General features: G+C 47.8%; 20 protein-coding genes. 19 read left to right on the top strand and 1 reads right to left on the bottom strand.

Features of this window, described 5'->3' with window-relative positions:
* Nucleotides 1–104 precede the first annotated feature (104 nt).
* The 7 genes from HPY27_RS13640 (at nucleotide 105) to HPY27_RS13610 (ending at nucleotide 9,687) form a co-directional block, all read left to right on the top strand.
* On the top strand, nucleotides 105–494 hold the full coding sequence (locus HPY27_RS13640; RefSeq protein ID WP_174225321.1) for a thioredoxin family protein: 390 nt from the start codon (nucleotides 105–107) through the stop codon (nucleotides 492–494).
* Nucleotides 495–530: 36 nt separating this feature from the next.
* Nucleotides 531–1,430, top strand: coding sequence for an S-layer homology domain-containing protein (locus tag HPY27_RS13635; RefSeq protein WP_174225236.1), 900 nt, complete (start codon nucleotides 531–533; stop codon nucleotides 1,428–1,430).
* A gap of 261 nt (nucleotides 1,431–1,691) precedes the next feature.
* Nucleotides 1,692–5,417 (top strand): ABC transporter permease, encoded by a 3,726-nt coding sequence (locus HPY27_RS13630; RefSeq protein ID WP_254612896.1) that lies wholly within the window; start codon nucleotides 1,692–1,694, stop codon nucleotides 5,415–5,417.
* A gap of 66 nt (nucleotides 5,418–5,483) precedes the next feature.
* Nucleotides 5,484–8,246 (top strand): lipase/acyltransferase domain-containing protein, encoded by a 2,763-nt coding sequence (locus tag HPY27_RS13625; protein WP_174225234.1) that lies wholly within the window; start codon nucleotides 5,484–5,486, stop codon nucleotides 8,244–8,246.
* A gap of 30 nt (nucleotides 8,247–8,276) precedes the next feature.
* Nucleotides 8,277–8,609 (top strand): hypothetical protein, encoded by a 333-nt coding sequence (locus HPY27_RS13620; RefSeq protein WP_174225233.1) that lies wholly within the window; start codon nucleotides 8,277–8,279, stop codon nucleotides 8,607–8,609.
* Between the two features lie 83 nt (nucleotides 8,610–8,692).
* Nucleotides 8,693–9,190, top strand: a complete 498-nt coding sequence (locus tag HPY27_RS13615; protein ID WP_017252415.1) for a YwhD family protein — start codon at nucleotides 8,693–8,695, stop codon at nucleotides 9,188–9,190.
* A 239-nt stretch (nucleotides 9,191–9,429) separates the two neighbouring features.
* Entirely contained in the window at nucleotides 9,430–9,687 is a 258-nt protein-coding gene (locus HPY27_RS13610; RefSeq protein ID WP_017252414.1) for a hypothetical protein, read from the top strand.
* A 50-nt stretch (nucleotides 9,688–9,737) separates the two neighbouring features.
* On the opposite strand, the gene HPY27_RS13605 is transcribed toward HPY27_RS13610, so the two are convergent.
* On the bottom strand, nucleotides 9,738–11,789 hold the full coding sequence (locus HPY27_RS13605) for a transglycosylase domain-containing protein (RefSeq protein ID WP_174225232.1): 2,052 nt from the start codon (nucleotides 11,787–11,789) through the stop codon (nucleotides 9,738–9,740).
* A 195-nt stretch (nucleotides 11,790–11,984) separates the two neighbouring features.
* Here HPY27_RS13605 and speE point away from each other — a divergent pair, with 195 nt between their 5' ends.
* The 12 genes from speE to HPY27_RS13545 all read left to right on the top strand — a co-directional run bounded on the left by speE (nucleotide 11,985) and on the right by HPY27_RS13545 (nucleotide 25,409).
* Nucleotides 11,985–12,818 carry a polyamine aminopropyltransferase gene (speE, locus tag HPY27_RS13600; protein ID WP_026043396.1) on the top strand — a complete coding sequence of 278 codons (834 nt, stop codon included), beginning with the start codon at nucleotides 11,985–11,987 and terminating at the stop codon, nucleotides 12,816–12,818.
* Nucleotides 12,819–12,837: 19 nt separating this feature from the next.
* Nucleotides 12,838–13,707: an agmatinase gene (speB, locus tag HPY27_RS13595; RefSeq protein WP_017252411.1), complete on the top strand. Its 870-nt coding sequence runs from the start codon at nucleotides 12,838–12,840 to the stop codon at nucleotides 13,705–13,707.
* Between the two features lie 181 nt (nucleotides 13,708–13,888).
* Nucleotides 13,889–15,133: an MFS transporter gene (locus tag HPY27_RS13590; protein ID WP_173623310.1), complete on the top strand. Its 1,245-nt coding sequence runs from the start codon at nucleotides 13,889–13,891 to the stop codon at nucleotides 15,131–15,133.
* Nucleotides 15,134–15,188: 55 nt separating this feature from the next.
* Nucleotides 15,189–15,602 (top strand): YwiB family protein, encoded by a 414-nt coding sequence (locus HPY27_RS13585; RefSeq protein WP_106654809.1) that lies wholly within the window; start codon nucleotides 15,189–15,191, stop codon nucleotides 15,600–15,602.
* A 74-nt stretch (nucleotides 15,603–15,676) separates the two neighbouring features.
* Nucleotides 15,677–16,069: a hypothetical protein gene (locus HPY27_RS13580; RefSeq protein ID WP_173623311.1), complete on the top strand. Its 393-nt coding sequence runs from the start codon at nucleotides 15,677–15,679 to the stop codon at nucleotides 16,067–16,069.
* A 77-nt stretch (nucleotides 16,070–16,146) separates the two neighbouring features.
* A complete protein-coding gene (locus HPY27_RS13575) occupies nucleotides 16,147–17,565 on the top strand; it encodes a sigma-54 interaction domain-containing protein (protein WP_174225231.1) in 1,419 nt (472 codons plus the stop codon).
* Between the two features lie 164 nt (nucleotides 17,566–17,729).
* Complete coding sequence (gene kamA / locus HPY27_RS13570) at nucleotides 17,730–19,094, top strand: lysine 2,3-aminomutase (RefSeq protein ID WP_173623313.1); 1,365 nt, start codon at nucleotides 17,730–17,732, stop codon at nucleotides 19,092–19,094.
* A gap of 268 nt (nucleotides 19,095–19,362) precedes the next feature.
* Nucleotides 19,363–21,438, top strand: a complete 2,076-nt coding sequence (locus HPY27_RS13565) for a heterodisulfide reductase-related iron-sulfur binding cluster (protein WP_017252405.1) — start codon at nucleotides 19,363–19,365, stop codon at nucleotides 21,436–21,438.
* A gap of 113 nt (nucleotides 21,439–21,551) precedes the next feature.
* Nucleotides 21,552–22,091 carry a sigma-70 family RNA polymerase sigma factor gene (locus tag HPY27_RS13560; protein WP_173623315.1) on the top strand — a complete coding sequence of 180 codons (540 nt, stop codon included), beginning with the start codon at nucleotides 21,552–21,554 and terminating at the stop codon, nucleotides 22,089–22,091.
* Nucleotides 22,088–23,203: a hypothetical protein gene (locus HPY27_RS13555; protein ID WP_174225230.1), complete on the top strand. Its 1,116-nt coding sequence runs from the start codon at nucleotides 22,088–22,090 to the stop codon at nucleotides 23,201–23,203. The genes HPY27_RS13560 and HPY27_RS13555 overlap by 4 nt, the downstream gene beginning before the upstream one ends.
* Nucleotides 23,204–23,363: 160 nt before the next feature.
* Nucleotides 23,364–24,542 carry an acetyl-CoA C-acetyltransferase gene (locus HPY27_RS13550; protein ID WP_174225229.1) on the top strand — a complete coding sequence of 393 codons (1,179 nt, stop codon included), beginning with the start codon at nucleotides 23,364–23,366 and terminating at the stop codon, nucleotides 24,540–24,542.
* A gap of 15 nt (nucleotides 24,543–24,557) precedes the next feature.
* The gene (locus HPY27_RS13545) at nucleotides 24,558–25,409 is read left to right on the top strand and encodes a 3-hydroxybutyryl-CoA dehydrogenase (RefSeq protein WP_017252401.1); all 852 of its coding nucleotides are present in this window, start codon (nucleotides 24,558–24,560) and stop codon (nucleotides 25,407–25,409) included.
* Nucleotides 25,410–25,488: the final 79 nt, after the last annotated feature.

Below are 25,488 nucleotides of genomic sequence, written 5' to 3'. Positions count from 1 at the left end.
TCCAATGGGGCTGGCTTTTTTTGTCTCAGGTCGGAGCTGCATAATACGGGCATCGTTCTTTGACAAGTGTATAGGGATGAAACATTTTGATGAGCGAAAGGGAGATGGACGTGAGTAGAAGCAAGCAATGGTGGCTGTGGATCGCGCTCGGTGTTGTTATGCTTGCCGTCGGGATCAGTGTGTGGGGTACAGCCAGTGCCCATGAAGTAAGAGTGGTGTACGTCTATAGTGATAGCTGCGGATATTGTACGGAGTTCGGCCCGACATTCGAGAGAGTTGTGAAGGCGTATCCACCGGAAATGATTCAACGACTGGATATCCATAAGCAGAAAGAGCTAGATGAAGCGTCGCGACTCGGTGCAGAGGCAACCCCCACTGTTTTTGTCGTCGAAAAAGGGAAGGTGGTCGAAAAGCTGGAAGGAGCCGTACCCGAGAATACGTTGCGAAGCTTTTTGCAAAGGAGCCTAAATCAGACTCTTTCTAAAAATGGATAATATAGGTAAAATATCCGATAAAGAGGGGGTCATTCCATGAACAAACGTGCAATGATGTCATACCTACTAGCATCTGTACTAGCAATGGCAGGGTTTATTGGAGTTGCTGACAGTCATACGGTAAAAGCTGCTGCGCAAGCGAAGGACTACGCTTCACATACAGCAAAGGCAGCCATTGATTTTGGTGTACAGAAGAAATACTTATGGCTGGATAGCAAGGGGAACTTTTATCCGAATAGTCAAATCACGCAGGGGCAGTTTATCGCGAGTTTAGTAGCCATCCGCGGATTGAAGGAGGGAGCACCCGTACCGCAGCTCCCAGCAGGGCACTGGGCGAAGATGAGCTATGAGAAGGCGCAGAAGGCGGGGATTTTGGCGGGGGTGAAGGTAGAGCCAAATAGATTGTTGACGAAGGAAGAAACGGCAGCGCTGGTGTATGCTGCATGGAAGCCAATTCGGGGTGAAAAGAATCCGAATTTAACCAATACCGGGGCGCTAATCACGTGGGGATGGATGAAGCCAGCACCTAGTGGTCAGCCTAAATTTCGTGAAGATTTGCCTGTGACGCGAGGGGAAGCTGCGGAGATTTTGCGTTATTTGTGGAAGGATAAGTGGCAGCTTGAGCAAGGGGCGAAGTATGCGGATGAGTTTCATAAGAGCTTGAAGGTTGTGAATGGGAAGATTAGTGGGAAGGTACCTAAGGGTGATAGTGATTTTATGATAGTAGTACAATTTTTTACAAAGCAAAATGGATTGGAAGGTTTCACAAACAATCAATCTTTTAACATTCCATTAAACAACACAAGATCTTTTTCTTTTAATGTTATAAATAACAATGACTCAACTGATGCAGGTATCTACTTGTATACCAAACTACCTTCTTTAGAACAAACTAATAACTCCCGAAAATTCTATAAAACGAAGGGTACGAAGTAAATGCATATCCACTTACTTAAGCATAGAATATTTTTTTCTGTGCTTTCTCTTTTCCTTTTATGTGGTTTATTTATTGTTAATCCAAACTCGACCTATGGTTCTCCCAATTATCACAACATTAAAGTTGCTACTGTTGATTCAAATAAAGAGCTTGCACCCAAAGGGAGTTTTTATCTTCTTTTAATCGAAGGAATAAATGGACAACTCGGAGCAACAGTTTCTCAAATTGAAGTAGACAGAGTTTCTGATAATAATAGAGTATTGGGCTTTGCTGATGTAAACCGAAAGGCGGATAGAGGGTGGTACTTTGTTGACGAAAACGAAGCGTCATACTGGATAAAACGGTTTGGAGGAAATCCAAACTACATTCTTGGGGGAACGACTAACGTTTATAGTAAGGAAGTCTCCAGTGACTCAGTACCAAATTTCGTACCCTACCAAGCCTACAACCTCGCAGAACTAGCCTCCGCCTCAGGCGGCGCAGGCTACACCAAAGGAGACAACCTCGTCCCAGACGGCAAAGGCGGATACATCTCAGTAGGCCACTTCCGAACAACCCCACAACCCAGCGGCAACATAACCACCGACAAAACCAAATACAACCTCAACGAAACAGTTGAGATTCATGCAAATGCCACGGACTTTTCTTACTATGACCGCGGCATTTTTGTATGGTCTTTAAACGTGATCAACAAGACAACGGGACGTGGATACAAAAGCCTCTTGTCTAATCGACAATTCAACGATCCCAGTACCGCCGTTCCCACGGTAAACGAGACAAGCAGTCCCCCAGGCTACAAGTGGACCCATAAAAATACCGAATATAAGCCTTCCGAGCCAGGCGTGTATGAGGTGTCGCTGACAATCACTGACCTGCATCAAAGAAGTCGCCAAGGATCAAGCAGCATAAGCGTTTCGACACCTTACACAGCACAATTCACAGTAGGTGATGTAACCCTACCGGAAAAACCCGATCCTGAAAAGCCTGATCCAGGTCCAGCCTGTTCGATCGGATCAACAAAAACCAAACTGAACATTCAAGTCGTTGGCGATAAGGATATTAAAGACCACAATGCTGTTGCAAGCGGCGGCTCAGATATTGCTGTCGAAAAAAATGCCGAAATCACTCTCTATGCCAATAAATCGGGGAAGTTCACCATGAATGGTTATGATATGAAGCCTGGGGCGAATGGCAACAGGAAAGTCGGGACAGGAAGCATCGGTAGCTCTGGACGGGTAAAAGTCATCTACGTCAGTGATGATGGAACCGAATGCTGGGAGAAATATTTGAGAGTCAAGTCGCCAGACGGCGAAGGCTCATGCCCCATCGTTACACTGTCTGCATCAGCAGTGAGAAACGGTGAAACGATTGAGATTATGCCGTTTGACACGCTAACGTTCCGAGCCAAATACACAACCAAATACGGAGATAGCGAGGAAGCATCGCTCAAGTGGGATGTAACACTTCCAAACGGAAAAATCTATACCTTACCAGTCGAGGAAAGTGACAATGGCAGATGGCGATCCTATCATTCCCCCAGCTTAAAACTTCCGTACGGGAATATTCATGACCCGTATGATGTTCAGTTTGAGCGAGGAAAAACGTACAAACTTAAGCTTAACTTCGATGGGACACAGTGGAAGGATCGGCCTGACTGCAATTGGGAAGTCACGATCGTAGTAAAAGATGCCTCTTGTACAATAGCGGACCAAAAAAAGGTTAAATTCCTGGTACATAGCGAGCCGCCGCTACCATTTTCTCCAGAAGGCGAACTGATGAATGGATCACCCAGTTCAGGATATACACTGACAGACCCGGTATATTTCAAATACTTTACTGATCTCGGAAACCACTACGATACCAATCTATGGTTTTCCTCGAAGGTATCTGGTACCTGGTATTTGAAGACCCCCGAAGGAAAAACAGCGTTAACCGACAAGCTTGCAGCGGGAGATCAATTCAGGCTGATGTTGCCAGTCACTGTGGATGTTGGTGATGAAATTGTACTGCTGTTCGAGTCCGAGACGGGCTGCACGGGTGAGGTACGATTCACCATTGAATCTGACCAAAAATGCCAGGATATTTTGGTGTCTGTAGAAATTAATCTGAAAAACCAAAAGTGGAGCAAAGAAATTAAACGTGGAGAAACAATTGAATTAGCAGCAGATGAAATTCCAGACGGGTATCGTTTTCACATGTTTTTGTCCGAGGATAGTCACTTTTCGATGAGGTGGTTCGATCCGGCCACAGGAAACTGGGAAAGAAAGCGGAATGGAAAAGAACTGGATGGATCAAACACCTCCACAAATGGACATTGGGTGTATTTTCCGGAAGATGGGAACGATCTTCTTCTAGAAGGTCTGTACAAGGTGCAATTTTACTCAACCCAGAGTGATGGCTGCGACGGTCATTTTTTTGTGCAAATTGGCAAAGGCACTCCAAAGCCGGATGGAGAGAATTTGCTTATTGTGAAATCGAGCTTTCAAATTGATCCGAAGAGCCCTCAAGCCGCAGGAACCGATGCGACAATTACATTCAACGTGAAGAATGCCGGGAAATTAACGCATGATACGAAATTGGCTGTTCGGTGGGCTAGCTCAGAGAAGGAAACCAGCTTGGATGTGAAGGAATTCAAGCCGGGTGAGGTTCGTAAGATCACGGTTCCGACGAAGTATCCGCAAAAATCGGAGGATTTCATCGCCCATATCAACCCTGCGAAATCCATGCCGGAAAATGAGACGATCTGGACGGACAATCGTGCGGTTTGGCCCGTGAAGATAGTTGGTGGGGGAGTTCTCGAGCCGCCTGGTGGTGGAGACGATTTTGATGGCGGTGAAATTGGATTAGAGATTTATGACAGTGATGGTCGACAGCTACAAAAACTGCCGCTACATGCAGATGGCGTGTGGGAACGTGAGCCTGCTACGATTCGCGTGGTCATTGATCAGACGAAAATAAATGAAGGCTTCCAAAAAACAGAGCAGGAGATCAATCAGAAAATTACACAATTTAAAGCACAATTGGAGAGTTCAGTCAGCGGGGACAATATCAAAAACGTAACCGTCACTGCGAATCCCGGGTGGATTTCAGATGCAAAGAGCATGGCGGTGTATACACCATCGCAGCTTGATCTGAAGCTGACAGGCCCCGGTGCGCCGATGCAATGGCAGGTAAGCAGTGCATCTACAGGTACAGAGGTCGTGTATACAGGAACCACTGTCCCCACGCAGACGACTTGGCGCCAAGTACTCCAATCGCAAAAGTACAAAGCAGAAATCAACGGCTTTGTCATCGTAATGGATTATCAGGTCGATTTTGAATTGTCCTACGAGAGCTGCGCGATGAACGACGAAGATGAAGAGGTTTGTGAACCACAGAACATATCCAAAACAATGACAGGACGCTATACCATAACGGTAAAAGGGGGAGAGCGTTCCTTTGAAGTATTTGAGCCGAATGCAACAGGCTCGATTCGCCATACAGCCGAATGGGCAGCGTATCATGCCAGGGACCGGTATCCAAACAGCCAGCCAAACGATTACTATGCGGGGGAGCGAATCTTGACACAAGTGGAGCTGCAGGATCGACACCGCCATCCCGTGAGCAACCAGTTTCCTGTCGTGACATCTGCTCGGGCGTGGATTTCAGAAACTGGCTTACGCCAAACGTCGTTACAGTCGTTGTTAGCCTTGCAACAAGCGACTCCCCAGCTCTGGAGAGGACCTTCTTATTCCGCTTCCAAGCTAGGAACTCGTGAAGTGGGAGTAGATGCGCCTTTGATGGGGGATAAACAGTATGGCTTCCAAAAGGATGCGAGCTACGCTGTCTATTACTCTGTTTCCTTTCGTTTTGACGTGAACAAGGGCTTCTCCTATCAAAATAAAGCTTCTGGGCAAGGGCATGAGCTAAAAGATTATCAACTACCTTTCCGTATCATTGCAAATGCATGGGAACGACAAGGAATCCGCAACCATACGACACAGTAAAAATATTTGCACCCCCTCTCTGTCTTTTTCTACTGTAAAGCTAGAAAAAGGATGAGGGGGATTTTTGTGGGATTAATCACGCGGCGCTTGCTATGTGCACTTCTCCTATTCGCTTTATGCTTGGGAAATACAGTGGAACAGGGCTGGGCAAATGAACGGGAGATATTCGTAGAGGAGGCGTGGGCATGGATCGACGAGGGAGAGGTGCGTTTTCAGGCACAATTATCGGGTACTCCGGATAAAATCGAGCTGTCTGTCAATCAGGACATCGACAGCAAAACCCGTTCTTTTCACGAGGAGTCTCAGATTTCCCTCGCTGTAATGCCTTTGGATGATAGCCCTCTCCAGATAACGATGTTCATAGATGATTCAGAAGAGCCGTTACGTAGCTGGGAGCTGTCGTTGCCTGAACACATAGAGCCGACCGTAGATAAAATAAAAATCAAAAAGGCACCTTGGAATGAAATGGCTGCCGATCAGGGAGAACCGTTAGAGTTGGTTGAACTAGAGATCGAAGACCCAAACGAAGCTCCGCCAGAGCAGGATGCCACCGATGAAGAGCTTTCGCGGCTGGCAGAGGAATTTTATGCGCATTTTTCAGGCGAGAAGAAGCCTGGAGAAGTGGAACTGCGCAGTAGAGAAGCTCGCTTTGAGGTAGAACCGAATGACACCTTGGGCAGCAGATCGGACTGGCTCTTTGATGGAAAGGACAGCCATGGAAAGATTAGCAGCAAAAATGATGTGGATTTTTGGAAAATCAGAGGAACAACAAATGGACAGATGAAAATATCCCTCACAGATATTCGGGCAAACGAAGACTACGATTTGTATGTGTATGATGAGGAGGAGCGGGAGCTTGCCCGTTCAGAGCAACATGGAAATGAGCCTGAGCTTATCAAGGAACTGGCACTGGAAAAAGACAAATGGTACTACATCAAGGTCGTTGGAAAGCAGGGCTCCTTTTCGAAAGATGACTATTACCGCTTACGAGCTGATTTTTTCGCGGATCAAGGAGGGGGCAAGGCGGATGGGTACGAGCCGAATGACACAATGGAAGAGGCCTACGAGCTGGATGCGTATAACCGAAATATCGTAGGGAATCTTCATTCACAGACAGATGTGGATTTTTACAGCTTATCCGTTAAGCTCTCCTCTACTGTAGAGGTCTCCCTCAAGGATATCCCTACTGGAATGGATATGGACGTATTTCTGCTCGACGAGGCTGGAAAAGTTGTCGCTAGATCCGAGAAAGCGAAGAATTCGGATGAACATATGATCTTCAATGCCTATCCTGGAACTTATAAAGTCAAGGTCATGGCCAGCAAACGCTCGGGATTTACCGCTAACTCGTACAGTCTTTATATAGGAGACAGAACGATCCCAGTTATCTTAATCCCGGGAGTAGGTGGATCGCGACTCGAAGTGGAGCAGAATGGAAAGAGATCGGAAATATGGTTGGCACTTGGCGATAGTCTCATTGGTATTAATGATCCCAAACACCGCAGGCTGCTTTCATTGGAGCCGATCAAGCCAAACAGTGTAGATGTACAGCCAGTCGTCCGTGATGCGACGATCCACCCGGAAAAAGATGATTTTTACGCCATCGAATATCTTTCCTATGCGCCGTTTTTAAAAGAACTTACCGAACAGTATTACAGCATGGTAAAGGAACTGGAGAAAGCGGGATACAAAAAGCATCGCACCTTATTTGCACTGCCGTACGACTGGCGATACAGCAGCACCAAAAATGCCAACCTTCTAAAAGAAGAAATCGATGCTGCACTGAAGGCTAGTGGGGCAAATCAGGTGCATTTGGTGGCACATAGCATGGGTGGGCTCTTGGTAAAAGAAACACTTCTATCCAACGTGTCCTACCAGCGCAAAGTGAATCGTGTCGTGTATATGGGTACACCTTTCCTTGGCTCTCCACGGGCATATCAGGCTCTTAAGCACGGATACAATTTTTCGATCCCTTGGCTGGATGAGGAGACAGGGAAAGTGATTTCCTCTTATGCGCCTGCCGTTTACGAGCTGTTACCCTCCAAAAAATACTTTGAAACGGTTGGCTTCCTGAAAAAGAGTAACATTCAGTACTACACCTACGACGAGTTTTTAAAGGACAAAAATATTCGCCTCGACTATGCGCCGCTTGTCAGACATGGCGGCAAGATGCATGAAAAGTGGGATAACAAAACGATCAATGTTCCACAGTATTCCATTGTCGGTACAGGTCAAGTAACACTGCTCGGTTACTTTTATGATTCTTTTTATAACGAATGGTCCCCGATTCTCGATCCTGGCGTTGGAGACGGTACCGTTCCGTATATGAGTGCCAATTACGCCCAGAAGGATATGAAAAAACGTTACTACGTGAAAGGCGAACACGCCAAGCTTCCGACCATACCAGAAGTCATCGACCAAGTAACGCGATTGCTACAGGGAGATGAGGAATTACAACCAGGATTGCGCAATGCTCCGGATCAAAATGCTGACTATCTGTATTACATCATTGCACAAGCTGACAAAAGCTTTCCTGAAGTGACGATACAAAAATCCGGCCAGACCTTTACGCTCGACGCCAATAAAAAAGAAGTACGGGAAGATCTGTCTATTGAATATCACGATCGCATCGTTGTCATCCATGTTCGAGATGGTGAAGACCTGGAATTCCAGCCGCCTGTAGCTGTAGAGGGAGAGGAGCCAGCGCGCTTTCTGATCAAACGTTTCTCGTCAGATGATTCGGAGCGTTACAAAGAAACAGGTAGACATTACGTGCTCGATGAGCGTGGACTGGCAGAGGTAGAAGAATCAATGGCTTTCAATGATTGAGTAGTCACCTAAAGCAAGGGGAGTAAGACAATGGATGATAATTGGATTGTCTGGTTCGTACTCGGTCCTTTCGTATTCTCATTGATGTTTGCGGGGCCTTTGATCGGTTTGCTCATCGCCGCATTCATTCGCTTCACGTTAGGCTTTCGAGGCTGGCTGATCTTTCTAAGTGTTCTTTTTATCAGCTTTGTGTACTACCTGTTTATTTTTCCCTCTGACACGATGCTAGGTGAACTGTTAGTCATGAAGGTAGCTATGGCTGTCCATACAGCAGTCGTTACGATCCTGATCATGTCGGGCATCGAAAAAATCATCCAGCTCGTAAACAAAAAACGAAACACCCAAAATCCCATGGATAAATAACTGGGCACATAGGCAAATTGCGTCATCGCACGTTTTTCGAGTAGAATAAAAGGAAGGAGAATGATTGTCTGGAGGTTGTTCAAATGGATATTTTTGATAATAAAAAAGGTGGTTTTACCATCATGAGTGGAAAAACCGATGTACACGGAGGTTTTGGTCAAGGTGTACTTGACCTGAATGCTGTGTCTTCGGTCATTATCGATGGGGACGAAGCGTACATTGACATGGGTGCCTTGCATGCCAAAAGTTCTGTAGAAAAGGGCATCAAATGGACGATGAATAAAGAAGAAGTACCAAATGGAAAGCCTTATTGGCTCGTTTGGGTAACCGTCGATCGCAATGAAGCTGGTCCTTATTATGCAGGGGCAACCGCGTGCTATATGGAAATCGATAGGGAAGCGCGTCGGGGCTACAAAATTTTGGCAGATCACGTGAATCGCATGGATTACTCCATGAAGAGACGTATTATGCTGTCCGATCTATCCGAGAAGGAAAAAGCCGCTCTGAAAAAGCTTTTGATTGATAATAACGCGGACATGTTTGAGAACTCCACCGAGGAATTAAAGCAAAGTTTGTCCTAAAGTTGGAAATCGTGAACGGTCTGTGAACAAATCGTGAAATCAATTGTTCACACAATTGAAGTCAGGTAAACTTATTTCCATATCTGTGTAACATGTACACTAGGTCAACAAACAGGGAGAGAGCCGTCACTCTTTCCCTGTTTGTGTATATAATTTCTTTTATTGATCATAGTTTTTGGGATATCGCGGAACACTAATGGGGATTGAACCAAACTGTTTGACGGAAGGGGCGGTACCCATTGGGAGAAGATCTCCGTGGTAATGAACAATCGCATGATCATTTTGTGAAGCACGGTGGCGTCCATTTCCACACACACGTGACTCCGACCGAGATAAACAACTTTGTGAGTAAGCTCCCTGCTGGAAAAAGGGAAAGCTTGTTTGAAGTATTGGAACAGCTTGATAATGCCGGTCTGATTACAATCGTCAACGACCATGTTTTTGCAGATGGAGATGGAGTCGTGGGCGGCGGGGACAATCAGAGCACGCAAGGTTAATAGGTATATTAAAAAGGACGTACTCGATGAAGAGAAACGTCCTTTTTTCTTTAGTTATTCGGTTTCCACCAACTGCCCATGCGCTGCCAGAAGGTCGCAGAATCTGGCGGCTTTAAAGGTGTCGGTGTCTCATTTGTTGGGATGTGATCCGTGCAGTAATCTTGAGGCTCTGTTCCGCTGGCAAAATAAAAAAGCTGTGGATTCGGACAATGCTCGGTCGCCAGTTTTCCAGAAGCGGGATCGATATAGACAGAAACCACACCAGCTGGCATGTCAAAGAGTGCAGGGGGTTGACCTTTAAGCGCACTTTCCATGAACTGGGCCCAAATTTTTTTGGACAGATAGCCTTCCTTTACATCATCGACCTTTTGATTTTTGTCGTAACCTACCCATACGGTAGAGACTAGCTGCGGAGTGAACCCACTCAGCCATGCGTCATAATCCGTAGATCCTGTTTTCCCTGCTACCGGTCGGTTCATTTCGCCAGCTACGCGATATCCCGTACCGCCTTGTTCAAATACACTTTGCATCATATTCACTAAGAGAGCAGACGCGACAGGGTCGGCTACCTGTGTTTTCTCCGGTTTTTCTTCGACCAAAATGTTGCCCTCGCTGTCCTCGATGGAGGTGATAGCAATGGGCTTCACTGCTTGTCCCTTGTTGACAATTGCTGCATAAGCTGCGTTTAACTCCAAGGGGGATATGGGTGAAGTTCCCAGTGCCAGAGAGGGAACTGCTTGCATCGAGCTGGTGATACCTAATTGCATTGCCTGATCCACCACTTTTTGTGGCCCGAGAAAATCAATGGTCTTGACGGCATAAATGTTGTCGGAAGTTTTGATTGCATCACGCATGTTGATCAGTGCGTTTGCATATTTTCCACCAAAATTGCCGGGAATGTACTGCTTATTGTTATCGTAGGTAAAAACGGTCGGTTCGCTTTTCATCAAAGTGAGCGGTGTATAGCCATTTTGCAAGGCTGACAAATACATGATTGGCTTGAAGGAGGAACCGGGCTGCCGCTTGCCAAGCACGCGATTGAACTGACTCACCTTGTAGTCACGTCCACCTACCATCGCTTTAATATAGCCGGTAGTTGGGTCCATGGCGACGAGGGCTACTTGCAAATTCGGATTGTTCTTCGGTAAGACGGAGCCGACAATATCCTCGGCCTTTTTTTGTACGACTGGATCAAGGGTCGTATGGATTTTTAGGCCTCCATGAATAAATTTTTCTTCGTCGATGCCATATTTGTTTTTTACCAAATTGGCGATGTAATCGCGGAAATAAGGAGCTGGCTCGGTTACATTTTCGTTTGTTCGCTGTTTCAGCTTGATTGGTTCCACGTAGGCTTGCTCTACTTCCTTCGATGTCAGTAGATTGTCACGCTCCATGGCATTCAAAATGAGCTTTTGTCTGGCTTTGGCGCGTTCTAAATCGACAAATGGTGAATAATAAGTAGGACCTTTTGGGATGCCAGCCAGCATGGCGCTCTCTGCAACTGTCAAATCTTTGGCGTTCTTGCCGAAATAGGTTTGGGCAGCAGCTTGTACCCCATAAGCTGAGTGACCATAATAAATCTGATTCACGTACATTTCTAATATTTCATCCTTGCTGTAATTCAGCTCAAGCTGAATCGAAAGCAAAGCTTCTTTGATTTTTCGCTCCCATGTCTTGTCCAAGCTGAGGTACAGATTTCTTGCCAATTGTTGAGTGATGGTGCTGGCACCCTGGCGCTTGTCCATGTTAATGACATCGACATAAGCGGCCATGGCTAATCGTTTCCAATCAAAACCGAAATGTTCGCGGAACGAACGGTCCTCGATCGCAATAGTCGCATCAAGCAATGCGGGTGAAATCTCTGCAAGTGGCACAGAAATCCGGTTCTCGCCACGGTGCATCGTATCCAAAACCTCTCCATTGGAAGCGTAAATCGTCGTGGTTTGCTTCACAAACGTTTCCGGGAGTGGTTGAGAGCGTAAGTACAAAATGAGTAGCAAGATGGCAAAAGAAAAACATAATAGGCTGAGAATGGTAAATTTTACAAATCTCTTAGCCCAACGCAAATAGCGCAGCAATGGGGCTTCGCGAATGACTTCCATGTGTGCCTCTCCTCCTTTCTGCGGTTGAATCAATAAAATAGGACATACTACGTTACTAGTAGTATGTGTCGCTTGCAAGCTGGTTAAACTTTCCTTGCTAGAAAAATATCTTGCAATTTGGAAGACAGCTACTATAATTTTCTTGTTATATGTATTTTCATGCGGTTAATTGAAGGAGGTTACATAGCCATGAACATGGAATTGTGGTACACCGAAAAACAGACGGAAAATCACGGGATAACAACGAAAATTACAGAAACCCTATACAGTGAGAAATCCGAGTTTCAACAAATCGACGTAATTAATACGAAGCAGTTTGGTCGCATGTTAGTGCTCGACGGCATGGTTATGACTACCGATGTCGATGAGTTTGTCTACCATGAAATGATTTCTCATATCGCGTTGAATACGCATCCAAACCCGAAAAAGGTTCTGGTTGTAGGCGGCGGCGATGGCGGTGCTATTCGTGAAATCGTAAAGCACGCGTCTGTAGAAAAAGCAGTTCTGGCTGAAATCGACGGTGGCGTCATTGAGTCTTGCAAAAAATATTTCCCTGAGATTGCGAGTGCATTGACAGGCAATCCGCGTGTAGATGTACAAGTCATCGATGGTATTAAACATATTCATGACCACAAAGGTGAGTACGATGTGATCATGGTTGACTCTACAGAGCCAGTTGGTCCAGCTGTAGGTCTGTTCGAAAAAGGTTTCTACCAAGGCATTCACGATGCTTTGAAACCAGACGGCATCATGGTTGCTCAAACGGAATCTCCTTGGTTCAACCGTGAACTGATCAAGCGCGTGTTCAAAGACCTGAAATCGATCTTCCCGGTTACTCGTCTCTACACTTGCAGCATCCCTACTTATCCATCCGGACTGTGGAGCTTCACCATCGCATCCAAGCAACACGATCCGTTGGAAGTAGATCCAGCGAAAATCAAAGATTTGGGCACCAAATACTACAATGCGGAAGTTCACCACGCTGCTTTCAAACTGCCTAACTTTGTGGCTGAGCTGACCCGCGACTAATCGGGGGAGAACAACACCTATGCGTTTTGACGAAGCATACTCTGGAAATGTTTTTATCCGTAGTCACGGGAATTACGAGGAAAGCCAAGCCGTTATTTACGGTATGCCGATGGACTGGACAGTGAGCTTCCGTCCAGGCTCTCGTTTTGGTCCTGCCCGTATTCGTGAGGTTTCTATCGGTCTGGAAGAGTACAGCCCGTACTTGGACAGGCTGTTGGAAGACATCAAATACTTTGATGCTGGCGATATTCCCCTTCCTTTCGGAAACGTGGAAGGTAGCCTGGATGCGATCCGTACATTCGTGGCAAAAGTATTGGCAGATGGCAAGTTCCCATTGGGTCTGGGCGGAGAACACTTGGTTTCCTGGCCAGTATTCCAAGCGGTTTATGAAAAGTACAAGGATATGGTCGTATTCCACTTTGACGCGCATACAGACCTGCGCGACAACTACGAGGGATACGAATACTCCCACTCCACCCCGATCAAAAAGGTATGCAACCTGATCGGCGGCAAAAATGTTTACTCTTTCGGTATCCGTAGCGGTATGAAAGATGAGTTCGAGTGGGCAAAAGAAAACATGCATCTGTACAAATACGATGTACTGGAGCCAGTGAAGCAAGTGCTGCCTACTATCGGCAACCGTCCAATCTACCTGTCGATTGACATCGATGTATTGGACCCTGCGCACGCTCCGGGAACAGGCACAACAGAAGCAGGCGGCATCACTTCTCGTGAGTTGCTCGATACCATTCACTTCATGGCAAACAACGGTGCGAATGTCATCGGTTGCGACCTGGTGGAGGTTGCTCCTGTGTATGACCACAGTGAAATGACGCAAATCGCGGCATCCAAAATCGTTCGCGAGCTGCTCTTGAGCTTTGTGAAATAAGATATCCGCGTAATTAAGCCCCCGGTTTTTGTAAAAGAACCAGGGGCTTTTCTTATTGGTGGTAGACGTTCAATTCAATTAATAAACATTTTAGTTTACAAAGTATAAAATTGTCAGTACAATCATAATAGTGAGATGATTTAATAGTCGACGGAGGTTTTCTTACAAAGGAGTTGTCTGCATGAGAGAAGTATTTGCCTACGCACCATTTCGAAAGCTGTTCTTTTCCAATCTGTTCTCTGGCTTTGGGCAAGGCATGACGATGATCGGGATTGCTTGGTACCTCGTGGAAACGACAGGCTCTGCTCAACTTTTGGGCTCCACCATGTTTACTTCTGCGGTACTGATGTTTTTCATCGGGCCGTATATCGGGACGCTCATCGATCGTTATTCCCGCAAAAAAATGCTGCTGGTAGAAAACTTGATCGGATTTGGTGTGCTTGGCATGCTTGCGATCTGGGGCTTTTTCGGAGAGTACACCGAGTGGATGCTGATTGTTATCTATTTGACGACGACTTTTATGTACCAAATTCATTACCCGACGCAGTCCGCACTGGTTCAGGAGACGTTTGAGCCCAAGCATTACAACAGCATCAACAGTCTGCTCGAGATCGAAGGACAGACTGCATCTGTTCTTGCTGGCGCGTTTGCAGGGATTTTGCTTAGCTCCTACGGGCTGCATGTGGTGATTATTTTCAATGCGATTACCTACTTGTTCGCCTTTACCTTGCTGTCTACCATGACGTATACCTTCACGCTGGAAAAAGAAGCGAAGCAAAGCCAGGGTGTCGCTTGGACGGGGCAGCTGATGGAAAGCTGGCGGTACATTCGGCAAAAGAAGGGATTCCTGCTGTTTGGCATATCGGCACTCATGCCCTTCATTGCTGTTATGGCGACGAACTTATTGAAGCCTGTTTACATAAGCCAAACGCTGCAGGAGGGTGTCTCGGTTTATTCGCTAGGTGAAGTCACGTATGCACTGGGGGCCGTGGCGGCAGGTTTACTCGTTGCGATCGTCGTTCGCAAGATGGGGCAGCTGGCAGCCATGATCGTCAATACGTTGTTGTTCGCGATTGCCATTGTTGTCATGGTTGCTTTGCCGTATGGCTGGGCGTTAATTGCGGCGTACACGTTTTACGGGTGGAGTAACGCTTCCGTGCGCTTGATTCGGCAATCGCTCTATATGACAGTTGTGCCGAAGCATCAGATGGGGCGGGTGATGAGCTTTTTCAACTCAATCGGAATGATGATGCGTTTGGTCCTTATTGGTTTGTTTACGGCTATGATCGATTACACGGGGGCAGGAGTCGGGTACTTGGTGTTGGCAGGTCTGCTGTTGCTTGCGGCGATCGGGATTGCTGCTACCATGAAATACCTGCTGGCTGATGCCAAAGCGGAGGCGGCGGTTGCCACACCAGAGCGATGAAGGGTAGAATGTAGGGATAAATGGGAAGCGAAAGAAAGTGGAGTGTGGAAGCAGCATGCAAGACATACAAGTGAAATTGACGGCACGACATCATGTCGAAGGCAACTGGGAAGAAACGACCCACAGTTATGAAGGCAAGCGCGTACAAAAAGCAACCGCGTGGTACTTGACCTACAAAGAGCAGATGGAAGGCGTAGGCGAAGTAAGCACGACACTGAAGCTAACAGATACGTCCATTACGCTGGTTCGTCAGGGCGGAGTTTCAACCAGACAGCAATTCGAAAAAGGAGCCAGCACCCATTCTACCTATCAAAGTCCCTATGGTCCGTTTGCAATGGAGACGCATACGAACAAACTGCGAATCCGCTACGAAGCAGAGGTTCCTGTACAGGTAGAAATTGCGTACCAGCTATGGATGAATGAGCAGTATGCTGGTGAGCATGAGCTGAAAATAGAGCTAGGAAAATAAGCCGCCCTTTGCAAGGGCGGTTTTTTGCACGTACAATAGGATTACTTGCGGCTGAAGTGAAAGGGGGATACAGCATGTTTGTACTCACAAATGGACTAATAGCCGGTCTGGGTCTTGCTGCTTTTTTGGCGCTCGGAGATGGTTTGTTTGATACCAATACCTTTCCCGTTTTAATTGATGTCAGCTATGTGCCGGGTATGGAAAACCTGCCCTCTATTGTAGAACTATTGATTCATCTGCTGATTAGTGTGATCGTCGCCTTTTTTCTCATGCACTTTTACCCGCGGGAACGAAAAGCCCGATCGGTACGATACTTGCTGTACTGGATGCTCGGTTTTTCTGTCGCGTTTTTCCCATTTAGCCTGTTGAGTCAATCCGCGATGAGTTTGACAGCGTTTTTCATCTGGATATTGGGACATTTATTGTATACCGCAATGCTTGCCATTCAGGTAGGGCGTAATCGATAACCTTGTAAAAGTGCCGAATATTCGGCGAAGTGATGATTTTTTGGCAGCATGGATGGAAGGAAGGAGTGAAAGCCAGGATGCCGTTGTCAGATACGGTAGAAATGTTGCAGGCGATCTTGGGCGCTATCGATGAAGGAATTCACGTTGTGGACGCTAATGGCATTACGATTTTCTACAATCACGTCGCAGCCAAGCTCGATGGCCTAACCTCAGAAGAGGTGTTGGGGAAGCCATTGTTGGAGGTTTTTCCTTCGCTTGATCGACAGTCGAGTACCCTGCTTCGTGTCATCGATAGTGGCGAATCAATCTACAACCAGACACAGACATATAAAAACTGGAAGGGAATGCGCGTGGAGACAATCAACACGACACTTCCAGTGAGAGTAGGCAAAAGGTTAGTCGGGGCAGTCGAGGTGGCGAAGGATATCGGCAAGCTAAAAGAACTGTCGGAGCGTTTGGTTGATCTTCAGGCCCAGATTAGCAAGCCGAAACGGACAAAACGCTCGGTGGATGAAACGACTTTCCATTTCGAAGACATTTTGACGATGAGTGAAAAAATGAAACGTCTCAAAGAACGCGCTCGAAAAGCTGCGCGGACAACTTCTCCCGTGTTGATATACGGCGAAACCGGGACGGGAAAAGAACTGTTTGTCCAATCTATTCACCACGCGTCTGTCCGCAGCAGTAAGCCATTCATCGCGCAAAACTGTGCCGCACTGCCGGCCGCGCTGCTCGAAAGCTTGCTGTTTGGCACGACAAAAGGAAGCTTCACAGGAGCCGATGATCGGCCAGGGTTATTCGAGCTGGCGGACGGTGGTACTCTATTTCTGGATGAACTGAACAGCATGCCGCTCGATTTGCAAGCAAAGCTGCTGCGAGTCCTCCAGGACGGTCAGATCAGACGGATCGGCGGAAGCCAGTCGACCAAAGTGGATGTGCGAGTAATCGCCGCAGTCAACGAAGCACCACAGTCACTCGTGGAGAGAGGAATCATGCGAACCGACCTGTATTACCGGATCAACGTCGTCTCTTTTGAACTGCCGCCATTGCGCGAGCGCAGAGAAGATGTGGATATGCTGATCGATCATTTCTTGCAAAAGTTCAACCGGATCTTCGGTATGAATGTGCGTGGAATCAGCGGTGAAGTGGCTAGTTTGTTTGCTGCGTATGATTGGCCCGGAAACGTACGTGAACTGGAACATGTCATAGAAGCAGCCATGAATATGGTGGAGTCGGACATCATTTTGTTGGATCATCTTCCGGCTCATTTGCTGGAACGCTCGCCGTCTGAGAAAAATGAAGCACCTATTTCGGCACAACTTTTATCAAAGGAAGGCTGTACGCTGCCCGAGATTTTGCGTGAGGTAGAGGAAAAGGTGATCAAAGATGCGATGCAGCAAACGGACGGCAATGTACTTCGTGCTGCCAAACTCTTGGGCATCCCCAGACAGACACTGCAATACAAGCTCTCGCAGCGGGTGATCCCTCCCTGTTGATTGCCGAAAATTCGGCAGACTCGCGAAGGATCAAATGGATAAGAAGCGCTCACGAAACGCTCTATTCCTTATTTTCTAAATCTTTTGATTTGTTGGCATGGCACTTGCATCTCTTGTTGGTTGAGTGAAACGAAGAGGTTCACCATAAGACGAGGGGAGACGGGATGCACATGACAGTAGCGACAAAACGCGATTGGCGTTCGATAGAACTTTGGAAGGATGTCACGGACGAGCAATGGAATGACTGGATGTGGCAGCTTACGCACACCATCAAGACGGTCGATGATTTGAAGCAGGTAATCAACCTGACACCGGAAGAGGAAGAGGGCGTACGTATTTCTACGCAAACCATTCCACTCAATATCACACCGTACTATGCTCATCTGATGGATCCAGACGATCCAAGCGATCCGGTTCGCATGCAGTCTGTACCTTTGTCCTCTGAGATGGTTCGTACCAAATACGACATGGAAGACCCACTCCACGAGGATACCGATTCTCCTGTGCCTGGTCTGACGCATCGTTATCCAGATCGCGTGCTTTTCTTGGTGACGAACCAATGCTCCATGTATTGCCGTTACTGTACGCGCCGTCGCTTTTCCGGTCAGATCGGCATGGGCGTACCAAAGAAACAGCTGGATGCCTGTATCGATTACATCCGCTCAAGACCAGAAGTCCGCGATGTACTGCTCTCCGGTGGAGACGGTTTGTTGATCAATGACCGTGTATTGGAATACATCATCAGCAGCCTGCGCGACATCCCGCATGTTGAAATTATTCGGATCGGTACGCGTGCACCCGTTGTATTCCCGCAGCGCATTACCGAAAACCTGTGCAATATCCTGAAAAAATACCATCCAGTTTGGCTCAATACACACTTTAACCATCCGAAAGAAATTACACCGGAAGCGAAGCTAGCTTGCGAAATGCTAGCCAACGCTGGTGTTCCGCTCGGCAACCAAGCAGTTATTTTGGCTGGTATCAACGATTGTGCGAATACGATGAAAAAGCTGGTGCAGGACCTGGTCAAAATCCGCGTTCGCCCGTATTACATCTATCAATGCGACCTGTCAGAGGGAATCGGACACTTCCGCGCGCCTGTCAGCAAAGGGATCGAAATCATGGAGCACCTGCGCGGCCATACTTCCGGCTATGCAGTTCCGACTTTTGTAGTAGACGCTCCACACGGCGGAGGCAAAATTCCTGTCAGCCCGAACTACATCATCTCGCAAGCATCCGATAAAGTTGTGCTACGCAATTTTGAAGGCGTTATCACGTCCTATCCAGAGCCGAAGCAATACCACGAGCACGACGAGGAAAACTGCGAATACTGCATGGCTGCAAAAGGCAAAGCGGTTGGTATCGCAGCACTCATGCAAGACGAGGTAGACAATCTGGAGCCGACTGATCTGCCGCGTAACAAGCGCATCAAAGCAACCAAGGTCAAATCACTCGCAGATGTACGGTCAGAGCAAAAGGCCAAGAAAGACCAACCTACTGCCGAGACGAAGGAAGCCTCAGGAAAATAAACATGATCAACAGCTACCCGTATGAAGGTAGCTGTTTCTTTTTTTCGTAAGAATATTTCCAACTCTTCGAAGAGGATGGATGATTCGCAACTTGTGTGATAAGATCGAGTTGTACTCATTATGAGCGGTCGCTCAGTATCGTTGCATTTTTCGAAAAAAATAAACGGACTGACTGAATACTCATTCATTTATTTCCATGATTCTGATAAGATAGAAAAAACGATTTCCACGTCCAAAGACAAACTCGCAATAGAGGGGAGTAGAAAACATGCTGGCACTCATTAATTTGATCGCCTTTTTCCTGGTTCTCGCTTACGGGCTGTATTTAGCCGGGCATGTCGTGTACAGCAGATACTTGTTTATCAAGCTGGGGAAAAAGCCGGATGTGAAAAATGACTTTGGGGCACGCATCAATCTGATGCTGGACAACGTCATTTTCCACAAGAAGCTGTTGAAGGACAAAAAGAGCGGCGTGATGCACGTTGTGATGTTTTACGGCTTTATCACCCTGCAATTCGGAGCCATCGAGCTGGTTATCAAAGGGCTTTTGAAAGGCTACGAGCTTCCTTTTGGTAGCGCCCACAAATACTTCTCTGTCATGCAGGAGATCACCACGTTTCTCATTTTGGCTGCGGTCGGTTACGCTTTTTACCGCCGCTATATCGAAAAGCTCAAGCGTCTGAAGCGCGGCTTCAAATCGGGGATCGTCCTCTTGCTGATTTCCTCCCTGATGGCGACTGTGCTGTTTTCGCTCGCTTTTGAACAAATTTGGCTCGGACATGAGCCATCGGCGTTCGCTCCGATCTCATCTGTTTTCGCGATCGTACTCTCTGCGATTGGAGTAGGGACAACAGGTGCAGTGGTAGGCTTTTACGTTTTCTGGTGGCTGCATCTGATCATCCTGCTCGGTTTCGCGGTGTATGTGCCGCAGTCCAAGCACGCGCATTTGCTGTTTGCTCCTGTCAATGTGTGGTTCAAGAAGCTGGACCCGCCAGGTAAGCTGACCAGCATCAACTTCGAGGACGAGACGCAGGAAGAATTTGGTGTCGGAAAGATCGAGGATTTTACGCAAACGCAGCTCATCGACCTGTACGCTTGTGTGGAGTGTGGTCGCTGCACGAATATGTGCCCGGCCTCTGGAACGGGAAAAATGCTCTCCCCAATGGATTTGATTACGAAAATGCGCGACCATTTAACCGAAAAAGGTGCGTCGGTGACATCGCGTACACCATGGATGCCTAACTTCGCCTTTTCGCAGACGACTGCCAACCAGATTGCAATCCAAGCATCTGAAGTAGCGGCGACAGCGGAAGGAGCAACTGCAGTCTATGAGAAAAGCTTGATCGGCGATGTCATTACCGAGCAGGAGCTGTGGGCTTGTACGACCTGTCGCAACTGTGAAGACCAATGCCCGGTGATGAACGAGCACGTAGATAAAATCATCGATATGCGCCGCTACTTGGTCATGACAGAAGGCAGCATGCCAGCAGAAGCGCAGCGCGCCTTGAACAATATCGAGCGTCAGGGCAACCCGTGGGGAATTAACCGCAAAGACCGGACGAAATGGATTGAAGGTCTGAACGGTGAGTACGAGGTGCCAACTGTGAAGCAGGTCGAAGAATTCGAGTACTTGTTCTGGGTAGGCTCGATGGGATCATTTGACTTGCGTAGCCAAAAAATCTCGCAGGCATTTGTGAAGCTCATGCACGAAGCGGGTGTGAAGTTCGCCATTTTGGGCAACGAGGAAAAGAACTCTGGCGATACGGCCCGCCGCATTGGTAACGAGTTCTTGTTCCAGCAGCTCGCCCAAGAAAATATTGCCTTGTTTGAAGCGTATGAAGTGAAAAAAATCGTCACCTGCGACCCGCATGCGTTCAATACGTTTAAGAACGAATATCCGGAGTTTGGATTGAATGCAGAGGTGTACCACCACTCCGAGCTGTTGGCGGAGTGGGTGAAGGAAGGCAAATTGAAGCCAACCAAGGAAGTCAAGGAACGCATCACCTACCACGATTCCTGCTACTTGGGCCGCTACAACGAAATTTACGACAAGCCCCGTGTAATTCTCGAAGCCATTCCTGGCGTAGAGGTGGTCGAGATGAAGCGCAGCGGCTGCGACAGTATGTGCTGTGGAGCGGGCGGCGGCTTGATGTGGATGGAGGAACATGAGGGCTCTCGTGTAAACGTTACACGTACGGAGCAAGCTCTGGAGGTCAAGCCGACGGAAATCGCCAGTGCATGCCCATACTGCCTGACGATGATGAACGATGGAATCAAGACCAAAGAGCAGGAAGATCACGTCAAAACACGCGACGTCGCGGAAATTCTCGCAGACGCCATCTAGGTTCATACCATGCGCAAGTCTCGTGCTGATCAAGCGACGAGGCTTGCGCATTATTTTTTGCAAAAAAACTGTAAGATAGAGGAGCCAGCTGAATCTAATGGAGTGGGAAGGGAGTGAGGAAGCTGGAGCTTGCAGAGAAAGGCTTAACCAAAACAAAAGAGGCATTATTCGATGAATTGATCCGGCACTATCTGAAAAAGGTGTTGCGACTCGTGTATTTGATGGTCAAGGACCGCAGCCTTGCAGAGGATATCACACAGGAAGTGTTCCTGTTAGCTTACAAAAATTTGGGGAAATTCCGCCAAGAGAGCTCGATGCAAACATGGGTGTACCGAATCGCCGTCAACGAAGCGAAAAAACACCTACGCTCGTGGTCGTTCCGTCACCTGTTTTTCAAACCGGAAGTGGACATAGAGGTAGTCGAGGGAGCAGAGTCGACCGTTTTGCAAAATGACCTTCGCGCCCGTTTTGCTCATCTTGTCATGAAGCTGCCGCATAGCTATCGTCAGTTGATTGTTCTTCACTACTACGAAGAGTTGTCCGTCGAGGAGATTGCGGTGATTATGGACACGTCCGCAGGAGCGATTTATACGAAAATGCACCGTGCACGCCAGAAACTTAAAGCGCTCCTGGAAAAGGAGGGGATCGAATGAACCTGGATAAATTGCTGGAGGAATTCAAGGAAACGGCTGACCGGACACTGTTGCGCGGAATGGACAATACGACTAGCTTGGAGGAGCGGATTCGTATGAATATCGAGAAGAAAGGCAAGAAAAGGTTTCGTTTCATCTACCCTGTAAGCGCAGCACTTGTTGCGGTTGTGCTTGTCATTGGGTTTGCCCCTTATTTACTGCAAAAGGAAAGCACGAGTACACATACGCCGAACGGAACGTCTGCTGAGCCAGGTACCCATCAAAAGCCCGATCCAAAGGCTCACCCAGCTTCTGATGATCAGGTGATTATGGGAACGGTAGATGAGATCATCGATGTCTTGCGTGTTGGGATGACACAAGACCAAATCAAAGCCAAGATTTCGTTCCCTTACACAGTTGTAGACAATTATGGCGGAAGCGGGGACGATGGCACAGAAGAGTACTGGGGCTATTCGATTCTCGCAAAAGAAGGATATCAGCGAAAAGACTGGACAATGATCGAGACGGAGGCTCTGCTAAAAAGAGACGTGGGCTTGGAGATGTTTGTTGGATGGAAGGATAAAAAGCTTCATTGGTATACCATAAGCTATGTCCAAGGCAAAGAGGTCTATCTTTTCAAACTGAACAGCAACGGTACCGTTAATGAGGATGTCGTAGATGTCCCCCAGGGTGGCACACAAACACCAGTAGCTACGTCCGTATTTGATTTAAAGCCAGAGGAACAGGATCGTTATTACAATTACATGTATGAGAAAAAAGATGAGCTTTTGCGTGGGTTATCTCCAATCGATGTATGGAAGCTGTATGTGCAAGCACAGCAAGAGGGTCAGCTCGAAATGCAGTACGCTTTGCATATCGAGGACGATGGATCAGAGAAGCCAACACCGGAGCAATACTTGGAAGATATGAAGAAAGATCCGGTGGCAGCAAGAAATAGCTGGAAGCAGTTGAAAAAGATGCGAGAATTGGCAAGTGACATAACGCTTGAGCAAACGTCTGACAAGGAAGCGGTTGTATGGGTGGCCTTCAAGGACAATAGTGATAAGATTGCCTATAAAATGCAGAAAAACAAGCAAGGCTTCTGGAAACTAAGCTGGATGGCACGACAATAGCAAGAACAGCCTGACTCTCCCAAAAGTCAGGCTGCTCTTTTTTTCATTATTGATTGACTATTCGTACGGAAGACGGCAAAATAAAAGTATGCAAAATGAACGAACGCTCGATCAATTTAGTTTTTGTTGATGTGAAAATCATCCGAATGGAGGTCATTCGATGAAAACGGTCATTGTTGGGGCAGCGCGTACCCCGTTTGGTAAATTTGGCGGATCTTTGAAAGCGTTATCGGCAGTTGAGCTCGGTTCCATTGTAATCAAGGAAGCGGTGGAGCGCGCTGGCATTTCCGGCGATCAGGTGGACGAAGTGATCATGGGCATGGTCTTGCAGGCAGGTGCGGGTCAGGTGCCCTCACGCCAGGCGGCTCGTAAGGCTGGTTTGCCATGGAATGTAGCGAGCGAGACGATTAACAAGGTATGTGCGTCAGGGATGCGTGCAGTGACGTTGGGGGACCAGATCATTCGCGCAGGAGACGGAGAAATCATAGTCGCTGGCGGCATGGAGAGCATGAGCAACGCACCGTACGCACTGCCGGATGCACGCAACGGGATGAGGATGGGAGATGCGAGGGTTCGCGACCTCATGATGTATGACGGCCTCACTTGCCCGTTTCATCAAGTGGCGATGGCTGTCCACGGTAGCAATGTGGCGGAAGAGAACGGGATTACGCGAGAAGAGCAGGATGCGTGGGCACTGCGCAGTCAGCAGAGAGCTGCTCAAGCGATGGAAAAAGGACTTTTTGCCGAAGAGCTAGTATCGGTTTCCATTCCGCAAAGAAAAGGGGAGCCGCTGCAAGTAATCGTGGATGAAGGACCGCGTCCAGATACCACTGAGGAAGGATTGGCGAAGCTGCCTCCTGTGTACAAAAAGGACGGGACGATCACGGCAGGCAATGCTCCAGGAATCAACGACGGAGCAGCAGCGATGGTGTTGATGTCGGATGCAAAAGCGCAGCAACTGGGTATCAAACCGCTTGCGACGATTCTTGGTCACGCCGAGGTCGGCGCAGATGCACCTTATATCGCGACAACTCCGGGGCTTGCCATTAACAAGCTCCTGGAGAAGACAGGAGTAGCTCTTTCTGACATCGATTTGTTCGAGGTGAACGAAGCGTTTGCTGCGGTGATTTTGACCAGTGGTAAAATCGTCGGCTGGGACGCGGAGAAAGTGAATGTGAACGGCGGAGCGATCGCGTTTGGACACCCGATTGGCGCGAGTGGTGCTCGGATTATTATGCACCTCGCCTATGAATTAAAAAGACGAGGCGGCGGCTTAGGGATCGCGGCAATTTGCAGTGGTGCCGCACAGGGTGACGCCATCTTGATTAAAGTAGAGTAAGGGAGGCCTTTTTGCATGAACGTACAAACGATTATGGTCATCGGGGCAGGACAGATGGGCAGTGGGATTGCCCAGGTAGCAGCGCAGGCTGGCTTTCGTGTTTATTTGAACGACGTTCAGCAGGCGTTTGTGGAACGCGGTCTTGCTACGATTACGAAAAACTTGTCGCGCAACGTGGAAAAAGGCAAGCTCAGCGAAGCGGAAAAGGAAGCCATTCTCGGACGATTGACACTGTCTACCGATCTGGCTGATGCATCTGATGCAGATTTTGTAGTAGAAGCAGTGACGGAAAATATGTCGGTCAAAACGCAAATTTTTTCCAAGCTGGACGAGGTATGTCCGCCGCATACGGTGCTTGCGAGCAATACATCCTCGTTGCCGATTACCGAGATCGCGGCAGTGACGAAGCGCCCGGAAAAAGTAATCGGCATGCACTTCATGAACCCTGTTCCCGTGATGAAGCTGGTTGAGATCATCCGCGGCCTGCAAACATCCGATGAGGTTTATCAGCTGACAGAAGATTTGTCCAAACAAATGAGCAAGGTGCCCGTGAGCGTAAACGATTTCCCTGGGTTTGTGTCCAATCGGGTACTGATGCCAATGCTGAATGAAGCGATTTATTGTGTGTACGAGGGAGTTGCAACACCGGAAGCGATCGATGAAGTCATGAAGCTGGGTATGAACCATCCGATGGGGCCGCTTCAGTTGGCTGATTTCATCGGGCTGGACACTTGCCTCTACATTATGGAGGTACTGCACGAAGGGTTCGGTGATTCGAAATACCGCCCATGCCCGTTGCTGCGCAAGTACGTAAAAGCAGGATGGCTAGGCAAAAAATCCGGTCGTGGTTTCTACGTGTACAACTAGGCAAGGTAGTTCAAAAATTCGTCTTTTGATCACGAAGTAGTACTGAAAGCGTATGCGACGTCGAAAGTGGCGTTCACCT

The organism is Brevibacillus sp. HB1.1 (genome assembly GCF_013332445.1).
GTDB lineage: Bacteria > Bacillota > Bacilli > Brevibacillales > Brevibacillaceae > Brevibacillus > Brevibacillus porteri.
The sequence above is the reverse complement of the archived record's forward strand: the minus strand, read 5'-3'. Positions and strand labels throughout refer to the sequence as shown.

Coding starts and splice junctions, on each gene's coding strand:
- HPY27_RS13640 (WP_174225321.1), top strand. CDS start 105: ATGGACGTGAGTAGAAGCAAGCAATGGTGGCTGTGGATCGCGCTCGGT.
- HPY27_RS13635 (WP_174225236.1), top strand. CDS start 531: ATGAACAAACGTGCAATGATGTCATACCTACTAGCATCTGTACTAGCA.
- HPY27_RS13620 (WP_174225233.1), top strand. CDS start 8,277: ATGGATGATAATTGGATTGTCTGGTTCGTACTCGGTCCTTTCGTATTC.
- HPY27_RS13615 (WP_017252415.1), top strand. CDS start 8,693: ATGGATATTTTTGATAATAAAAAAGGTGGTTTTACCATCATGAGTGGA.
- HPY27_RS13605 (WP_174225232.1), bottom strand. CDS start 11,789: ATGGAAGTCATTCGCGAAGCCCCATTGCTGCGCTATTTGCGTTGGGCT.
- speE (WP_026043396.1), top strand. CDS start 11,985: ATGGAATTGTGGTACACCGAAAAACAGACGGAAAATCACGGGATAACA.
- speB (WP_017252411.1), top strand. CDS start 12,838: ATGCGTTTTGACGAAGCATACTCTGGAAATGTTTTTATCCGTAGTCAC.
- HPY27_RS13590 (WP_173623310.1), top strand. CDS start 13,889: ATGAGAGAAGTATTTGCCTACGCACCATTTCGAAAGCTGTTCTTTTCC.
- HPY27_RS13585 (WP_106654809.1), top strand. CDS start 15,189: ATGCAAGACATACAAGTGAAATTGACGGCACGACATCATGTCGAAGGC.
- HPY27_RS13580 (WP_173623311.1), top strand. CDS start 15,677: ATGTTTGTACTCACAAATGGACTAATAGCCGGTCTGGGTCTTGCTGCT.
- HPY27_RS13575 (WP_174225231.1), top strand. CDS start 16,147: ATGCCGTTGTCAGATACGGTAGAAATGTTGCAGGCGATCTTGGGCGCT.
- kamA (WP_173623313.1), top strand. CDS start 17,730: ATGCACATGACAGTAGCGACAAAACGCGATTGGCGTTCGATAGAACTT.
- HPY27_RS13565 (WP_017252405.1), top strand. CDS start 19,363: ATGCTGGCACTCATTAATTTGATCGCCTTTTTCCTGGTTCTCGCTTAC.
- HPY27_RS13555 (WP_174225230.1), top strand. CDS start 22,088: ATGAACCTGGATAAATTGCTGGAGGAATTCAAGGAAACGGCTGACCGG.
- HPY27_RS13550 (WP_174225229.1), top strand. CDS start 23,364: ATGAAAACGGTCATTGTTGGGGCAGCGCGTACCCCGTTTGGTAAATTT.
- HPY27_RS13545 (WP_017252401.1), top strand. CDS start 24,558: ATGAACGTACAAACGATTATGGTCATCGGGGCAGGACAGATGGGCAGT.